13 protein-coding genes are annotated in these 16440 nt (G+C 45.2%); 11 read left to right on the forward strand and 2 right to left on the reverse strand.

Annotation, left to right across the window (positions count from 1 at the left end):
* The first annotated feature begins 13 nt into the window (after positions 1–13).
* From fabD to ftsY, 7 genes are all read left to right on the forward strand, one after another.
* Positions 14–937, forward strand: a complete 924-nt coding sequence (gene fabD / locus PAENI_RS03950) for an ACP S-malonyltransferase (protein WP_149644309.1) — start codon at positions 14–16, stop codon at positions 935–937.
* A 52-nt stretch (positions 938–989) separates the two neighbouring features.
* Positions 990–1739: a 3-oxoacyl-[acyl-carrier-protein] reductase gene (gene fabG, locus PAENI_RS03955; protein ID WP_149644310.1), complete on the forward strand. Its 750-nt coding sequence runs from the start codon at positions 990–992 to the stop codon at positions 1737–1739.
* A 224-nt stretch (positions 1740–1963) separates the two neighbouring features.
* Complete coding sequence (locus tag PAENI_RS03960) at positions 1964–2197, forward strand: acyl carrier protein (protein ID WP_036686493.1); 234 nt, start codon at positions 1964–1966, stop codon at positions 2195–2197.
* 218 nt (positions 2198–2415) lie between these two features.
* Entirely contained in the window at positions 2416–3654 is a 1239-nt protein-coding gene (gene fabF / locus PAENI_RS03965) for a beta-ketoacyl-ACP synthase II (RefSeq protein ID WP_076282776.1), read from the forward strand.
* A gap of 12 nt (positions 3655–3666) precedes the next feature.
* Positions 3667–4371 carry a ribonuclease III gene (rnc, locus tag PAENI_RS03970; RefSeq protein ID WP_042127220.1) on the forward strand — a complete coding sequence of 235 codons (705 nt, stop codon included), beginning with the start codon at positions 3667–3669 and terminating at the stop codon, positions 4369–4371.
* Positions 4372–4542: 171 nt separating this feature from the next.
* Positions 4543–8112: a chromosome segregation protein SMC gene (gene smc / locus PAENI_RS03975; RefSeq protein WP_149644311.1), complete on the forward strand. Its 3570-nt coding sequence runs from the start codon at positions 4543–4545 to the stop codon at positions 8110–8112.
* 105 nt (positions 8113–8217) lie between these two features.
* Positions 8218–9216, forward strand: coding sequence for a signal recognition particle-docking protein FtsY (gene ftsY / locus PAENI_RS03980; RefSeq protein WP_042187710.1), 999 nt, complete (start codon positions 8218–8220; stop codon positions 9214–9216).
* 127 nt (positions 9217–9343) lie between these two features.
* Here ftsY and PAENI_RS03985 read toward each other — a convergent pair whose 3' ends face one another.
* Complete coding sequence (locus PAENI_RS03985; RefSeq protein ID WP_149644312.1) at positions 9344–10231, reverse strand: DUF1835 domain-containing protein; 888 nt, start codon at positions 10229–10231, stop codon at positions 9344–9346.
* A 353-nt stretch (positions 10232–10584) separates the two neighbouring features.
* Here PAENI_RS03985 and PAENI_RS03990 point away from each other — a divergent pair, with 353 nt between their 5' ends.
* From PAENI_RS03990 to PAENI_RS04005, 4 genes are all read left to right on the forward strand, one after another.
* Complete coding sequence (locus tag PAENI_RS03990) at positions 10585–12048, forward strand: circularly permuted type 2 ATP-grasp protein (RefSeq protein WP_042127226.1); 1464 nt, start codon at positions 10585–10587, stop codon at positions 12046–12048.
* 72 nt (positions 12049–12120) lie between these two features.
* On the forward strand, positions 12121–13074 hold the full coding sequence (locus PAENI_RS03995; protein WP_076282772.1) for an alpha-E domain-containing protein: 954 nt from the start codon (positions 12121–12123) through the stop codon (positions 13072–13074).
* The gene (locus PAENI_RS04000; RefSeq protein WP_149644313.1) at positions 13071–13937 is read left to right on the forward strand and encodes a transglutaminase family protein; all 867 of its coding nucleotides are present in this window, start codon (positions 13071–13073) and stop codon (positions 13935–13937) included. The genes PAENI_RS03995 and PAENI_RS04000 overlap by 4 nt, the downstream gene beginning before the upstream one ends.
* A gap of 138 nt (positions 13938–14075) precedes the next feature.
* Positions 14076–14885 (forward strand): SDR family oxidoreductase, encoded by an 810-nt coding sequence (locus tag PAENI_RS04005; protein WP_042187718.1) that lies wholly within the window; start codon positions 14076–14078, stop codon positions 14883–14885.
* On the opposite strand, the gene PAENI_RS04010 is transcribed toward PAENI_RS04005, so the two are convergent.
* The gene (locus tag PAENI_RS04010; RefSeq protein ID WP_149644314.1) at positions 14874–15353 is read right to left on the reverse strand and encodes an SRPBCC family protein; all 480 of its coding nucleotides are present in this window, start codon (positions 15351–15353) and stop codon (positions 14874–14876) included. The two genes, PAENI_RS04005 and PAENI_RS04010, sit on opposite strands and share 12 nt — an antisense overlap.
* Between the last annotated feature and the right edge of the window lie 1087 nt (positions 15354–16440).

Here is a 16440-nt window from a genome sequence, read left to right on the forward strand (position 1 = left end):
GGAGTTCATACTTATGAGTAAAATTGCATTCGTCTTTCCCGGTCAGGGAGCACAAGCAGTTGGAATGGGCAAGGATGTTTATGATGCTCTTCCAAACAGCCGTGCAGTGTTCGAGAAAGGGGATGAAGTTCTCGGATTTCCACTAAGTAAGCTGATTTTTGAAGGACCGGACAGTGAGTTGAAGCAAACGGTAAACACGCAACCAGCGCTTCTTACAGCAAGCGTAGCCTATCTTGAAGCTCTACGTGAACAAGGTTTGAAGCCGGATTATGTTGCTGGTCATAGCCTTGGTGAATACAGTGCACTAGTAGCTGCGGGTGTGTTGTCATATGAGGATGCTGTAACACTTGTACGCTTGAGAGGCCGTTTCATGGAAGAAGCTGTTCCAGGAGGACAAGGTGCAATGGCTGCAGTGCTTGGCGCAGAACGTGAAGCGCTGGCAGCATTATGCCAAACTATCTCTGAAGAGAATGGTGTTGTAGAACTGGCTAACGTTAACTGTCCAGGTCAGATCGTTGTTTCCGGATCTCAGGAAGGCGTTAATGGTGTTGTGCAGCGTGTTAAAGAAGCTGGTGGCAAGCGGGCAATTCCGCTAGAAGTAAGTGGACCATTTCACTCTTCTATGATGAGAGCTGCTGCAGATCGTTTGGCAGAAGAGTTGAAGAAAGTAACCTTCAACACTCCAAATGTACCTGTCATCGTTAACGTCACTGCATCACCGGTAACAGATCCCGAAGAAATTCGCGAACTGCTTGTTCGTCAGGTGTATTCTCCTGTGCTTTGGCAAGACAGTATTGAATGGTTGATTGCGGATGGTGTTAACACTTTTGTTGAGATTGGTTCTGGCAGTGTTCTGGCAGGTCTGATCCGCAAAATAGATAAAACAGTCAAAGTAATCAACATTAATACACTTGAAAGTGTCCAAACTGTTTTGTAAGAAATGGTTTAACATTTTGACAACAGCATCATGATTGAAAGGGGATTAGACTATGTTCTCAGCATTGCGGGGCCAAACGGCCCTTGTAACTGGCGGCTCACGTGGCATTGGTCGTAGTATCGCGCTTGCTCTTGCAGAACACGGTGTAAAGGTGGCCGTGAACTTTGCAGGAAGTGAAGCGGCGGCACAGGAGACTGTGGCCCGTATTGTCGAGCTTGGCTCGGAGGGTATTGCACTCCGTGGAGATGTCGGCAATAGTGAACAGGCCGAGAGCCTTGTGAAAGAGGTTCTTAATACCTGGGGACGTATTGACATTGTTGTCAATAATGCCGGCATTACTAGGGATAACCTGATTATGCGCATGAAAGAGGAAGAGTTCGATCAAGTGATCGAGACGAATCTGAAAGGTGTGTTTAATTGCCTTAAGGCAGCAACACGTCCGATGATGAAACAGCGCTATGGTCGAATCATTAATATTTCCTCGGTTGTGGGCGTGACAGGGAACCCTGGTCAGGCTAATTACTCTGCAGCTAAGGCTGGTGTCATCGGTTTAACGAAGGCATCGGCTCGTGAGCTTTCTTCGCGGGGCATCACCGTCAACTGTATCGCTCCTGGGTTTATTGATACAGATATGACGCGTGAGCTCTCTGAAGAGGTTCGCAGTGAGCTAGAGAAGGGCATTCCACTAGCTCGCCTTGGGCGTCCGGAAGAAGTAGCTATGACAGTTGTTTTCTTAGCTTCTGAAGGCGCCGCTTATATGACCGGCCAGACACTACACGTGGATGGCGGGATGTATATGTAATTCTCCTTTGAAAATATAAGAAAGTATAAGTTTCACACTATACTTTATCTTTATATTTCTTGCATAAACACTTACCGTCCTTATAAGGACGCCGAAAGCGTTTATGCTTGGGAGAAATTACACTGTTTTAAAGATGAAATGTGAGGGATCAGGAAAGCGTTTTTTGCGGTCTATGGTATTTTGACCTCATATCTCGTATAATACCAAAAGAGGAGGTGAACCGGATGTCCGATGTATTAGAGCGTGTAAAACGCATTGTCATCGACCGCTTAGGTGCCGATGAAGCTGAGGTAACATTAGAAGCGTCTTTCAAAGATGATTTAGGTGCTGATTCTCTTGATGTAGTAGAATTGGTTATGGAATTGGAAGATGAATTCGACATGGAAATCTCTGATGAAGATGCAGAGACGATTACGACCGTGGGTGAAGTTGTGAAGTACATACAATCTCATACCTAGAGTCATATGATTGAGAGTCCCGTTCCAACTTGGGCGGGGCTTCTCCTCATTTATACAGCATTAAAGATGTATTACAGGTTGCCATGTGCAGCTTCATAGGGATTATAACAGAACCGCGGAAGCTTTAATGATGCGGTGATCGCTGTTCATATAGTAATAATTTGCAGTATATAAGTACTGAATATAATGTATACAGCCTATAGATGGGGTGATTGTGTTTGAGTCATAGAGTGGTTGTAACCGGGATGGGCGTAATTACGTCACTGGGGAAAGACTTGGAGACGTTCTGGGATAATCTGATGAGCGGTAAATCAGGTGTATCGATGGTTGAAGCGTTTGATGTCAGTGAATACACTACGCAAATTGCTTCATCAGTTAAAGACTTTGATCCGGAGGCGCTTTTTGGCCGCAAGGAAGCCCGAAAAATGGACCGTTTTGTACAATTTGCAGTGGCTGCTGGTGAAGATGCATTGAGAGACAGTGGACTTAAGATCGGTGAAGATATCGATGCTGAACGGATCGGTGTATCTGTTGGTTCGGGTATCGGTGGTCTTGGTACTTGGGAAGACAATCATAATCTGTTGCTTGAAAAAGGGCCAAAACGGGTTAGCCCGTTCTTTATCCCGATGATGATCGCTAACATGGGTTCTGGGCAGCTGTCCATTAACCTCGGTGCAAAGGGACCAAATACGACTACAGTGACGGCCTGTGCTACAGGAAGTCATTCCATTGGGGAATCATTCCGTCTGATTCAACGTGGAGACGCGGATGCTATGATCTGCGGTGGTTCGGAAGCGACCATTCGTCCAACAGGAATGGCAGGATTCTGTGCAATGAGAGCGATGTCCACTCGTAATGATGAGCCGGAGAAGGCTAGTCGGCCATTTGATGTAGATCGCGATGGTTTCGTTATGGGAGAGGGCGCTGGGATCTTGATTCTGGAATCCCTTGAACATGCTGAGAAACGTGGAGCGAAGATTTATGCTGAGGTAATCGGCTATGGTCTAAGCGCTGATGCTCACCATATGACTGAACCGGATCCAGATGGTGCAGCACGCTGCATGAAGATGGCAATCCGTGATGCTGGTATCTCTCCTGAAGATATTGATTACATCAACGCACATGGTACTTCAACGCCTGTAGGAGATCGATCAGAAACGGCTGCTGTTAAGAAAGCATTAGGTGAACATGCCTATAAAGTAGCTATTAGCTCAACGAAATCCATGACAGGTCATCTTCTAGGTGCAGCTGGTGGAGTAGAAGCTATTATCTGCGGACTCTCTTTGCAAAAAGGCATGATTGCTCCAACGATTAATTTGGACAACCAGGACCCGGAATGTGATTTGGATTATGTACCAAATGTTCCACGTAAAGCGGATCTTGATATTGTAATGTCTAATTCGTTTGGATTCGGGGGACATAACGCAACAGTTATTCTAAAAAAATATAATCAGTAAGGGGACAGCGCGGTGAAAGGAGAACTGAAGCAGTTACAACAGCAACTTCAAATCCAATTTCACGATTCTGTGCTTCTGAAGCAGGCTTTTACCCATGCATCTTATGTGAATGAACACCGTTTCAATCAGCATCAGGACAATGAGCGTCTCGAATTTCTAGGGGATGCTGTACTGGAGCTGACGGTTTCTGAATATTTGTACAATCTGTTGCCAGATCGACCTGAAGGGGAACTGACCAAGCTACGTGCCGCTATCGTATGCGAGCCTTCGCTGGTTAAGTTCGCTGAGAGTTTAGGTTTTGGCCGTTATGTACTGCTGGGAAAAGGGGAAGAACTTACGGGCGGACGTACTCGCCCGGCCCTGCTGGCTGATGTGTTCGAATCCTTCGTGGGAGCGCTTTATCTTGACCAAGGGCTGGAAACTGTACGGTCTTTTCTTGATAATCACGTATTTCCACTTGTGGAGACGGATGGGAAACTGCAAATGCAGATGACTGATTATAAGACGGAACTGCAAGAGCTAATTCAGCAGCACAATATGGGTACGTTGGAATATCGGATCATTGAAGAACGGGGACCCGCGCATGAGCGTGAATTCGTCTCTGAAGTGTTAATGACTAACCGTTCACTTGGTAAAGGGAGCGGCCGCTCGAAGAAGGAAGCAGAGCAGCAGGCTGCAGCAGCTGCACTGTTGCATCTGAAAGAAGATGGTGCCTGAATTTTGCATCATGTGGACAAGCGGAGGAGAGCAGCAAAGGTCTGAATACCGGCGTTTAGGCGGAGCTCAGACCGTTGCTGCTCTTTTTCGAAAGAATAGCCAAGCTTCATTTTGAAGCTATTTTAGGCGAATAAACGCTATGGTATAATGGGTCAGAGGTGATAGGCAAGTATGTTTTTGAAACGGATAGAATTAGCTGGTTTTAAATCATTTGCCGACAAAACAGAAATGGAATTTGTGCGCGGAATAACGGCTGTAGTGGGTCCGAACGGAAGCGGCAAGAGCAATATTTCTGACGGCATACGCTGGGTGCTCGGCGAACAGAGTGCTAAATCACTGCGTGGCGGCAAGATGGAAGATATTATTTTTGCCGGTAGTGACGCGCGTAAAGCTGTGAATTATGGTGAAGTATCACTTACGCTCGATAATGAGGATCACACGCTTCCACTGGATTTCAGCGAAGTTACAGTGACTCGGCGTGTTCACCGTAGTGGTGAAAGTGAATATTTAATTAATAAGCAATCCTGCAGACTGAAGGATATCACAGAGCTGTTCATGGATACCGGTATCGGGCGTGAGGCTTATTCGATTATCGGACAGGGTCGGATTGAAGAGATTCTGAGTACTCGTTCCGAGGATCGGCGAGGCATATTCGAAGAGGCATCGGGTATTGTAAAATATAAATCGCGCAAAAAAGATGCAAGTCGAAAGCTTGACGACACGGAGCAAAACTTGCTTCGTATTCACGATTTGATTAGTGAGCTTGAGGATCAGATTGGTCCCCTTAAGGATCAATCGGAGAAGGCTATTCGCTTTAAAGAGCTTCGAGAACAACTGAAGCATCAGGAAATTTCAGTCTATGTGCATCAGATTGAAGGTATTCATACAGCTTGGCAGGAAGGTAACGCTAAGCTCGAAACTTTAAAGGATGAGCAACTAGAGCTATCTACAGTTGTCTCTGCTCATGATGCGAAGCTGGAAAGCGGACGTGCTGAACTGCGCGCGTTAGAAGAACAGATTGAGAAGCAGCAAGAGCAATTGCTCCGTTATAGTGAGGCTTATGAGAAGAGCGAAGGTTACGGGGAAGTGTTGAAGGAACGCAAGCGTAATCTTGAGAGCAACCGTGAACAGTTAATGCTCACATTAGGTTCTGTAGGTGAGCGTTCTGCGGACCGACAGCGAGAGCTTGGAGATTTAGAAGCTAAGCTCGAAGCGTCCCGGCTTAAGCTTGTTGAGCTTCGGAAACAGATCGAAGCGGAAGAGGCAAGACTCGAAGGTGTCGCTGACGGTATTAGTCAGAGCCAGGAGGAGAAGCTGAAAAGTGCTCTCCTGGAGTTAATGAACCTTATGGCGAATGCACGTAACGAAATTCGTTACGCGGATCAACAGAAGGAGAACCTGGAGCGTCGTATGAGCCGCAGTGAAGAAGAAAGCGGCAAATGGACTGCACGGCATGATGAGCTGTCTGCTAACCAGAAAGGGCTAAAAGACAAGATTGCCCAGCTTGGAAAAGAACTAAGCAATCTTCGTGGTGCTTATATTACTGAAAGTGAACAACTTAGTAAACGTCAGAAGCTGATTGAAGAGACGCAATCAGGTCTGAGAAAGTGGGAACAGAAGCGGGAAGCACAAGTCTCCCGTCACGAGACCATGAAAGAAATGCAGGATGATTTCGATGGCTTTATGCTTGGGGTTAAAGAAGTTCTCAAAGGAGCTCGTAAAGGACAGCTTAACGGTGTGCATGGTGCGGTTGCTGAACTCATCTCCGTTCCGGAGAAGCTGGAAATGGCTGTTGAGACTGCGCTGGGAGCATCGCTGCAACACGTGGTTATGGATAATGAGAGCGTGTCTCGTCAAGCCATATCTTTCCTAAAGCAACGTCAATTGGGACGAGCTACTTTTCTACCACTCGATGTTATCCGGCCACGCCAAATTTCCGGTAGCGACCGAGGAATGGTGGAAGATGCTGAAGGTTTTGTTGGAATTGGTTCCGAACTCGTTGGATACGATGATAAGTATGCAAGTATTGTTGGCAGTTTGCTTGGCAATGTAGTTATTGCTGAGAGCCTGGAGCAGGCCAACCGCATCGCCGCAAGATGCCAGTATCGTTATCGTGTGGTTACGCTAGAGGGTGATGTAGTCAATGCCGGGGGCTCCATGACTGGTGGTAGCCAACATAAGAAGAACAATAGCTTACTTAGTCGTAAACGCCAGCTGGATCAGCTGAGCAGTGAGATCGAAGAGAGCGAGCGTCAAATTGTTAAGCTGAAACAAGGCATAGCCAGACTTCGTGAAGAGCAGGAGAACGCTAGCGTGAAGCTAGAGGACCTGCGCCGTGATGGTGATGAGAAGAGACTGGAAGAGCAACGTGTTTCTGGCGATTTGAAGCAGCTTGAACAAGAGCTTCGGCATGTACAGGAACAAGTGGAGAGCACAGGCGCGGAACGTAGTGGCTTTGAGAGTGAGGTCCGCACGCTTGAAGAAACTCGGAAACAAGCCTCTGCTGAGCTTGAACGTCTCGAGAAGGAAGAGAAGGAAGCTCATGAGGGTATCCGTAATGCCGAATCGGCGCGTAAAGCGAATGAATCGGCTAAGGAAGAGCTTCAAGGCAAGCTGACCAGCATGAAAGTATCAGAAGGCAAGCTCGATCAGGAGATCTTTTCCTTGGAGGAACAATTACGCCGTCTAAGACAAGATGCGGGTTCACAGGATAAAGAGCTACGCCAAAATCGAAACCTGCTACATACGATCGAACAGGATTTGGCTAGTAATGCTTTGGAAACCGTGAAACAGAAAGAAGATTTGAATAGTTATCGTCTGAAGAAGGAAGAGACAGCCGGTACTTTGGATCTAGCTCGGGCGGAACGTTCAGCGTTAACCCGTAAGCTTGAGCTAGAGGAGGGCAAGACCAAGGATCAGCGTCAGGCACTTAGAGTCGTGGAGGACAAGCTGCGTTCTACTGAAGTTTCTGTGGGTCGTCTCGATGTTGAACTTGATAATATTCTTCGTAAGCTGAGTGATGATTACGAGCTAAGCTATGAACTAGCGAAGCAACGTTATCCTGTGCCCGAAGATGTGCCTGCCGCACAAGCGGATGTACAGCGTCTGAAACGCAGTATTTCTGCATTGGGCGAAGTGAACTTAGGTGCGATTGAAGAATATCAGCGTGTTCATGAGCGTTATACCTTCCTCAGTGGACAAAAAGATGACCTGGTCGAAGCCAAAACTACCCTGTATCAAGTTATCCGTGAGATGGAAGATGAAATGTCCAAACGCTTCAAACAGACCTTTGATGCGATCCGTAAACAATTCGGCACGGTATTCTCGAAGCTGTTCGGAGGCGGTCGAGCTGATCTCATGCTGCTGGATCCAGAACATATGCTTGAAACAGGTATAGATATCGTAGCCCAACCACCGGGTAAAAAGCTTCAAAACCTGCAGCTCCTATCTGGTGGGGAACGCGCCTTAACTGCGATGGCCCTCTTGTTTGCCATCCTGCAAGTGAAACCAGTTCCGTTCTGCGTACTGGATGAGGTAGAGGCTGCGCTAGATGAAGCGAATGTCGTGCGTTTTGCACAGTATTTGCGTGAGTTCTCGGAACAAACGCAATTTATCGTCGTTACACACCGCAAAGGAACGATGGAAGAGGCGGATGTGCTCTACGGAGTAACGATGGAAGAAGGCGGAGTATCAAAGCTTGTCTCTGTACGTTTAGAGGATGAGGAAGCAGAGATCGCTTAACGGCTTGCCGAAATGATGAGCTTTTTAAGTATCAGCTTCTAAAGTGAGCTTTGTACGAAGTTGTTCGATGTAGTGATCCTATACAAAACTATTAGGAGGAAACAAATGAGCTTTTTCAGGAAGTTAAAAGAAAGCATTTCCGGCAAAACGGAAAGTGTAACCAAACAATTCCGCGACGGATTAGAGAAAACCCGTAAAGGCTTTGTCGAAAAGGTAGCAGACCTGATTATCCGCCGTAAAAAAATAGATGAAGAGTTCTACGAAGAGCTGGAAGAAATCTTGATTGGTGCGGACGTAGGTGTTAATACAGTAATGACACTTGTCGAGGATCTGCGCGCCGAAGTGAAACAAAAACGAATTGAAGATGCAGCTGAGCTGCAACCCATTTTGTCCCGTAAGCTCATGGAATTGTTGCGCGGCGATGACGATAACAGCCTGAAGGAAAATCCGGATGGCATTACAGTTATCTTGTTCGTTGGGGTAAATGGAGTAGGCAAGACGACTACGATCGGTAAATTAGCACATCGTTACAAACAAGAGGGTAAAAAAGTTCTTTTGGCCGCAGGGGATACGTTCCGTGCCGGAGCGATTGAACAGCTCGAAGTTTGGGGTCAACGTGCTGGCGTAGACGTAATTAAGCAACAAGCTGGCTCTGACCCAGCCGCTGTTATGTTCGATGCTGTTCAAGCGGCTAAGCAGCGGAATGTAGATATCTTGATTTGCGATACGGCAGGCAGACTTCAGAATAAGAGCAATCTGATGGAAGAGCTCAACAAGATTTTCCGCGTTATTCAAAGAGAAATTCCTAGTGCTCCGCATGAAGTACTGATGGTGCTAGATGCGACCACAGGTCAAAATGCGCTTACTCAAGCCAAGCTATTTGGTGAAAAGAGTGGGGTAACAGGGCTCGTCTTGACGAAGCTGGATGGTACAGCTAAAGGCGGAATTGTAGTCGCCATTCGTCAGGAAATGAACTTACCAGTGAAGCTCGTAGGGCTCGGAGAAAAGATGGAAGACTTGCAGCCATTTGATTCTCAGCAGTTCGTGCATGCTCTTTTTGCCGGATTAATTGCTGAGGAAGAGTCAGAAGAATCGGAAGAGTAAGTGTAATCCATCCCTACACATAATCATAAAGAAGTCATATTTACAAGGAATGTCCTCGAAGCTATTTTTAGTTTATGAGGGCATTCCTTTTTTATAAAATGTTTGTTAGTTGTTAATGTAGCGACCTCTAAGGAATTCTTAAAAAGTACAAATGCATCGCGTAGGGTATCCCTTTAAATAACAGCTTTCCCTCACTAATAAGCCTCCAGAAGCGATATTCTATAAATGAGGTACTGATAAATAAATTCCACTGTCCTATAATTGCACCTACAATAAGTCCTGAATTTACGAAATGATCTCCCTGTTCATTCTTTTGCAGTTGCAGAATTAAGGATAGAATGTCTTCGTCATAGTATGTTTCGGGTACATTCGTTAGCTGACCTTTGGACCATACTCGAAGCATATCCTCAGTGTTGCTGATTTCATGCCACTCCTGTTCATACTGTTTTCTCTTCGCGGAGGTAAGGGGTTGCGTATTTTCGGTGTTTTTGATGATAGTTTGCACAGCTTCGTTTGGGAGCTGACCCAAAGACTGGGGAGATAAGCCCATGCTAAATTGTTCAGCAATCCCGGGAAGCTCCTCATAAGCTTCGATTGTATTTATAACATGAATAGGTTGCTTCCTCTCACTAAGAACAGAAAGTGCAAATCGTAAACCTGTCTGATCATGGGAGTTGTCCCCGCACCAAATAGTGATTTTTTTGTCCTCGGGAATTTCTTTTAAGGTCTGAATCATGGCTCCCAGTTTATGCTGGGGATTGAGATGATAACCCTGATCCGGAAATCGTTCCTGAAACCATAACTCACGGGCTTGACACCCTTCATCATTATGTAATTTGCACAGCGGTCCAGCAGAGAACGTCTCATTAAATGAAAGTACTCTTATTAAATGACGACTGCCTACACGACTAAGTGCTACCTTCATCGAACCAGCTTCTGACAAGCCAAATAAAAGATAAATATGATTCCGCCTAGCCTCTTCCTGCTCCATGGTCATAGTATATTTGTGATCCATTTGTTCACTCTCCTAACGCTCCAAATTATACCATATAACTGAAATCACTTTCCCAGACAACTATATAAAAAAACCAACATATGAAAAATTCATAATAGTAATGCTTGTCACTACTCCTGCATACAATTCAATGAAGAAACTACATTTCAGCACCGGCAACCTATATAAGAGAGAAAGGAAGCGATTCCAAAACGAGGAAATATTCAGAGATCACATTTCTCTGTTATATATATTGACATCGGCAATAGATTTTACGTATTATGGGAATACAAAACAATGTTTTCATGGATATTTTCAGAAATTAAAGTATAGGTTGTTAGTAAAGATAACATTTATCGAAAGGAGTCGGGCTCATGTCCAAATTAGATCCTCTGCCAGGTCTGTCTCCGTATCCGCTGCAACATTTTTTCGATGAAATGTATGCAGATAAGAGAAATGTCCGGCCGCATTACAGACATGTGAATCGCATGTTTTCCGGAATGAGCTCCGAAGAGCTGCAGGGTAAGCAGAATTTGATGCAGCGCAGGATGATGGAGGAAGGAATTACTTTTACGCTATACAATCCGGCTCAGGATCATCCCATGGAGCGTACGATTCCCTTCGATATGATTCCACGCATTATTCCTAAGAATGAATGGGAGAGGCTTGAGGCTGGAATTATTCAGCGTATCACGGCTTTGAATCTGTTCATTCATGATATCTACCATGAGCAGTACATCGTAAAGGATGGAATAGTCCCAAGGCGTATGATCATCTCCAACTGTTATTTCCGGCCAGAAATGGCTGGTCTAAGGGTGCCTGGTGGAGCCTACATTACTACCTCGGGAATCGATCTGATCCGCCATCATGATGGGCAATATTATGTGCTTGAGGATAATCTACGAACGCCTTCAGGTTTTTCATATCTTTTTAAAGGCAGAACCCTTATGAATCAGTTGTTTCCTGAATTGTCCTTTGCCAGCTCCATCCGAGATGTTGATCATAGCTTGAATCGGTTCTTATCCGTTCTTCGCAGTCTATCACCCTCACGAAAGTCAGATCCGGTTATAGCACTCCTTACACCTGGGGAATACAATTCTGCTTATTATGAGCATGCTTTTCTAGCACAACAGATGGGTATACATTTGGTTGAAGGACGAGATTTGGTTGCAAAGGATCACAAAATATATTTGAAGGAAATGAACGGACTTCGCCGCGTAGATGTACTATATCGCCGTTTGGATGATGATTTCATCGATCCGTTAGCTTTTCAGCCGGATTCACTTCTAGGGGTGGCGGGTCTGATGAATGCGTATCGGGCAGGGAATGTAGCGATTGCTAATGCCCCGGGGACAGGTGTTGCGGATGATAAAGCGATGTATGTATATGTACCGGATATGATTCGTTATTATCTGAATGAAGAACCGATTCTTGGAAATGTCCCTACCTATTTGCTAGGCAGGCCTGATGAACGTTTATATGTCCTTGAGAACCTATCTGAAATGGTTGTTAAGGAAACCTCTTTATCCGGGGGATATGGAATGTTGATCGGAAGCGAAGCTACGAAAGAAGAACTCGCTGAATTTCGAATGAAGATTATCGCCGACCCGGAACGTTATATTGCGCAGCCGATCATGTCTCTATCTAGAGCACCGGTATTGTCAGGAGGAACAATGGCACCGAGACATATCGACCTTCGAGCTTTTGTATTAATGGGTGCTGACCGTAAGCCACATGTTATACCTGGGGGATTGACACGGGTGGCTATGAAAGAAGGGTCGTTGGTCGTAAACTCCTCGCAAGGTGGTGGCGTAAAAGATACTTGGGTCATGGCTTGATACAACCTAGTGAGGCTTGTTGATGATTAACAAAATGCAGCATCAATTTGTTAAATAAGGGAGTGGCTGGAGATGCTGAATCGAAATGCTGAAGCTTTGTTCTGGATCGGCAGATATATTGAAAGGGCAGAGAATCATGCGCGGCTAATCAATGTTCATTATCATATCCAGCAGGAAGAGGATTTTCATGAAGAAGGACATAAATGGTCAAGGTTAATCGATGCGCTAGGCGTTCGAGGTGAATATATGCAGCAGTTCGAAACCTTTTCCGAGCAGGATGTCCTATCTTTCATCACACTTGATTTAGGCAATTCTAATTCATTATTCTCTTGTGTACATCATGCCAGAAATAATCTGCGAACACTCCGTCAGCAGCTTCCAAGTGAATTATGGGATGTTGTCAACAGCTTCAACCTATGGCTTGGTGAGCGGTCTGTTGCAGATATTATGAGCGGCCCACATCAGTTCTATCAGCAGGTTAAGGAGCGTACAGCCATGTTTCTCGGAGCAGAGCAGTCGGTAATGCTTAGAGGGAATGAGTGGCATTTCATTGAAAGCGGACGGTTTCTAGAGCGGGCAGAGAATACAACTCGTATCTTGCAGGCGGTCATTGCCTCATGCCGATTTAAGGAGCTTGACGCGGTTTATACTCAGTTGCAGGCGGTGCTTAAATCCGTTAGTGGGTACCAGGCGTTTCGCCGTTATTATGCAGATGCTATGTCCCCGGAGAGCATTTTAGATTTCTTGATTGCGAATCCCAAATTTCCGCGTTCCATTCGTTTTTCTTTTCATCAGCTGGAAGAGCATTTAGCAAAGCTTGAACTAGATCCCTCAGAGAAAGGTTCAGGTCATGAGAAGGTTATCCGGCAAGCGGGTAAGCTAAAAGCAGAGCTGGATTATATGGAAAAGGAAGAAATGTCCGGCGAGCTAGTGGAAGATGTGCTTAAATCGCTGGTGATATCCTGTCAAAAACTTGGTAAAACAATGGAGGGCGCCTTTTTTCGGCGAGAAGGAGTGTCTGTATGAAGATTCAAATCAATCATACCACCACATACAGCTATCCAGAGCCGGTTACGGACAGTGTCAATGAGCTCAGACTCACGCCACGCACGAATTATCGCCAATCCTGTTATCACCATGAAGTGGATATTTACCCGCCAGCCAATCTATTAACCTATGAGGATTTCTTCGGGAATCGGGTCCATGCCTATTCGGTTAATAAACCGCATACGGAGATGGTCATCCACACTAAAGCTACTGTAGTTACACTGGATAAAGCTCAGGGGACAGATCTCCCGAGAACATCTCTTGAAGAACAAATTAGATTGTTAAATGACGAGGGATTTCAGAACCGTTATATTGAGTTTATATTGCCGACTCGTTATACCGAGGTGACGCCTGAATTAGTGGAGTTTGCCTCACAGTACCCTTTTAATGAAGCAGAGGATATGTATGAATGGATTCTTAAATTATCGGCGACGATTTATGAACAGTTCACCTATGACCCTGAGGCTACAAGTGTAAATACTACGGTAAAAAAAGCACTGAAGCTTAAACGCGGTGTATGTCAGGATTATGCTCATCTAATGATTGCTGTCTGCCGTAGTGTCGGTCTGCCGTCCAGATATGTAAGTGGATATCATTTTGTTGGTGATTTGCAAGGGAGTAATGCTAATTTTGAGCAAGCCTCACATGCTTGGGTGGAGACTCACATTCCGGGTACAGGTTGGCTTGGTTTCGATCCGACGAATAATGTTGAGGTCAATTGGCGTTACATTAAGTTAGGTCACGGACGGGACTACAAAGATATTGTACCTGTAAAAGGTGTATATCGTGGTGGAGCAGGCACTCTGACCGTGAAAGTGGATGTGCGGAAGCTGGACAATTAGATGTATAGATCTAGATGAAACTCTCAGTTCAAGCTTTTGAACGGGGAGTTTTTTTGTGAAGATGATTCCAGTGTACATGTATTTGGGTAATCTTGATCCATAGTACATCACTAAGAGATCTTAAGGGAGAGATTACATATGAGTCCAAACATAGCTAAGAAACAAAGATTTATTGGAAAAACTGCAATTATAACAGGAGCGGGTTCAGGAATTGGTCGGGCTACCGCTATTAAGCTGGCGAGGGAAGGTGCTAATGTAGCGCTTTTTGATTTGAATCTTGAACGCACCTCATCTTTGGCGGATAAGCTAAACAAGTTTCGCAAAGATTGTGCATTGGCTATAGAGGTAGACACTTCGGATGAAAAAGGGATGGAGGAAGCCGTGCGCAGGACAGTCGAACAATTCGGCGGCTTAGATGTAGTATTCGCTAACGCGGGAATCAATGGTGCGGTGGGACCTATAGAGGAACTGAGCCTGAGTGATTGGGAGCGCACGATGTCGGTGAACTTGACGGGGACCTTTTTGACATTAAAATATACGATCCCTCATCTGAAGGATAAAGGGAAAGGTAGCATTATCATCACTAGCTCCATCAATGGGAATACTAGATTTGCCAGCTTTGGGTGGTCTACGTATAGTACTACCAAAGCTGGACAGGTAGCTTTTGCCAAAATGGCTGCACTTGAGCTAGCTAAGTTTAAAATTCGAGTGAATGTGATCTGCCCCGGGGCGATTGCTACCAATATAGATGAAACCACTGAAATGAACGAAGAAGTAGAAGCGATCGTCATTCCGATTGAATTTCCCGATGGTGCGCAGCCGCTGGCGGATGGGCCGGGTAAACCGGATAATGTTGCCGATCTAGTTTCTTTTTTGGCTTCCGATGAATCCATTCATATTACAGGTGCGCAAATTGTGATTGATGGAGCAGAATCCTTATTGTCCTAATTTAGAGATCGCTTCTCGGTATCGTTCATACCAAACGTTCCATTCAGCTTTTCGTGACTCCAGCGTCGTACCATCCAGAAGATGCTGGATCACGTCCAGACATACATGCCAGCCAGCTAAATCTCGGGGTGTGTGTGGCGTGAGCGTTCGGATCGTTTCATTCAAGACGAGAAGGCAGCCTTCTGAATTAGGATATAGCTCAAAGCGAACGGAATCTTCAGCCCACGTAAATTCAAGAACAGATTCATGTTGCAAGGCGGTAATCGTCATTTCCTCAAAGGTTCCGTCTTGCATATCAAACTTGATTAATCCACCTTCACGTAGGTCTTCAACACGTAATTCAGTGAACCATAAAGCAAGCTTCTCATTCTCTGTCAGAAAGGACCAGATTTTTGATGCGGGATGTTTTAATTGACGTTCGAAACGAGCGACATAATGATCATCAGCTTTTTTGAGGTTAGCTATCATGTTATATTTCTCCTTTGGACTACTGCTGTAGTCCTTTTTTTATTGTTTAGGAAATTATACAATACAAAAAAAATGTGGATAACTCCGAAGAAAGAGGAAGGAGGGGTGAACGTGAAGAAGCAGGAGACATGAAATAAACGAGGAGTCATCCGTCAGATTCTAAAAACCGAGCGGACCTTGTATCCTCCGAAATGCATGTTTTAGTCGAGCCTACGGACAAATGTATGCGAAAAACCGAATACAAATGTGCCGCCAGTAACGTAAATGAGCCAAATGTATGCGAAAAATCGAATACAATGTGCCGACGGTAACATAAACGAGCCAAATGTATGCGAAAAATCGAATACAATGTGCCGACGGTAACGTAAACGAGCCAAATGTATGCGAAAAACCGAATACAATGTGCCGCCGGTAACGTAAATGAGCCAGCGCTGTTATTCGCCCCAGATCACCCGGGAAGGGGCTTGTTATTAGGGAATAAGTGCAATACGGTCCGTCCCTAATATATGTGCTCATTTCATCGAAATAAGCCATTCGGTCCGTAAGCGGAACCTCACTACGAAGGTGTATATGGATACGAGTATGGAATTACGGATGTACTCAGCTTGTAACTCCACCTCCAAGGACGACGTCAGGCGTTTTTCTTGTTGAGTTGAGGCTTATTAGAACGAGTATAACAATTGTTCGCATGAAAAAAAACTATTGTACGGTTTGATTAGGCGTCTGTAATATGTTGCGGACAGGGAGCAGAGAATGATGGTGTAGCAGAATGAATTGAATTTGCGGAATGGGGACTCTTGAGTCCTGAGCGATCTGCGGAGGCGAATATGAGGATGCGCAGACTTTTCGGACTGCATTGCAGCTATTTGAGCTTTTTAGTGCTTATTTTAGCGGTATCGGACTGCATAGCTCTTATTTCCACAATTTCTATTAAAAATAGGGTGTATTTGCGTGAATAGGTGCAACTGAGTCCGATAGTGTAGCAAAATAGCCTGAAATTGCGAAATAAGGGCTCCTTAGTCCGAACGATCTGCGATGACGAGGAAGATTCATAGAACGGAGAAGGATCGCCTTTTATAAGAATGCA

Source organism: Paenibacillus sp. B2(2019) (assembly GCF_008370385.1).
Lineage (GTDB): Bacteria > Bacillota > Bacilli > Paenibacillales > Paenibacillaceae > Paenibacillus_AQ.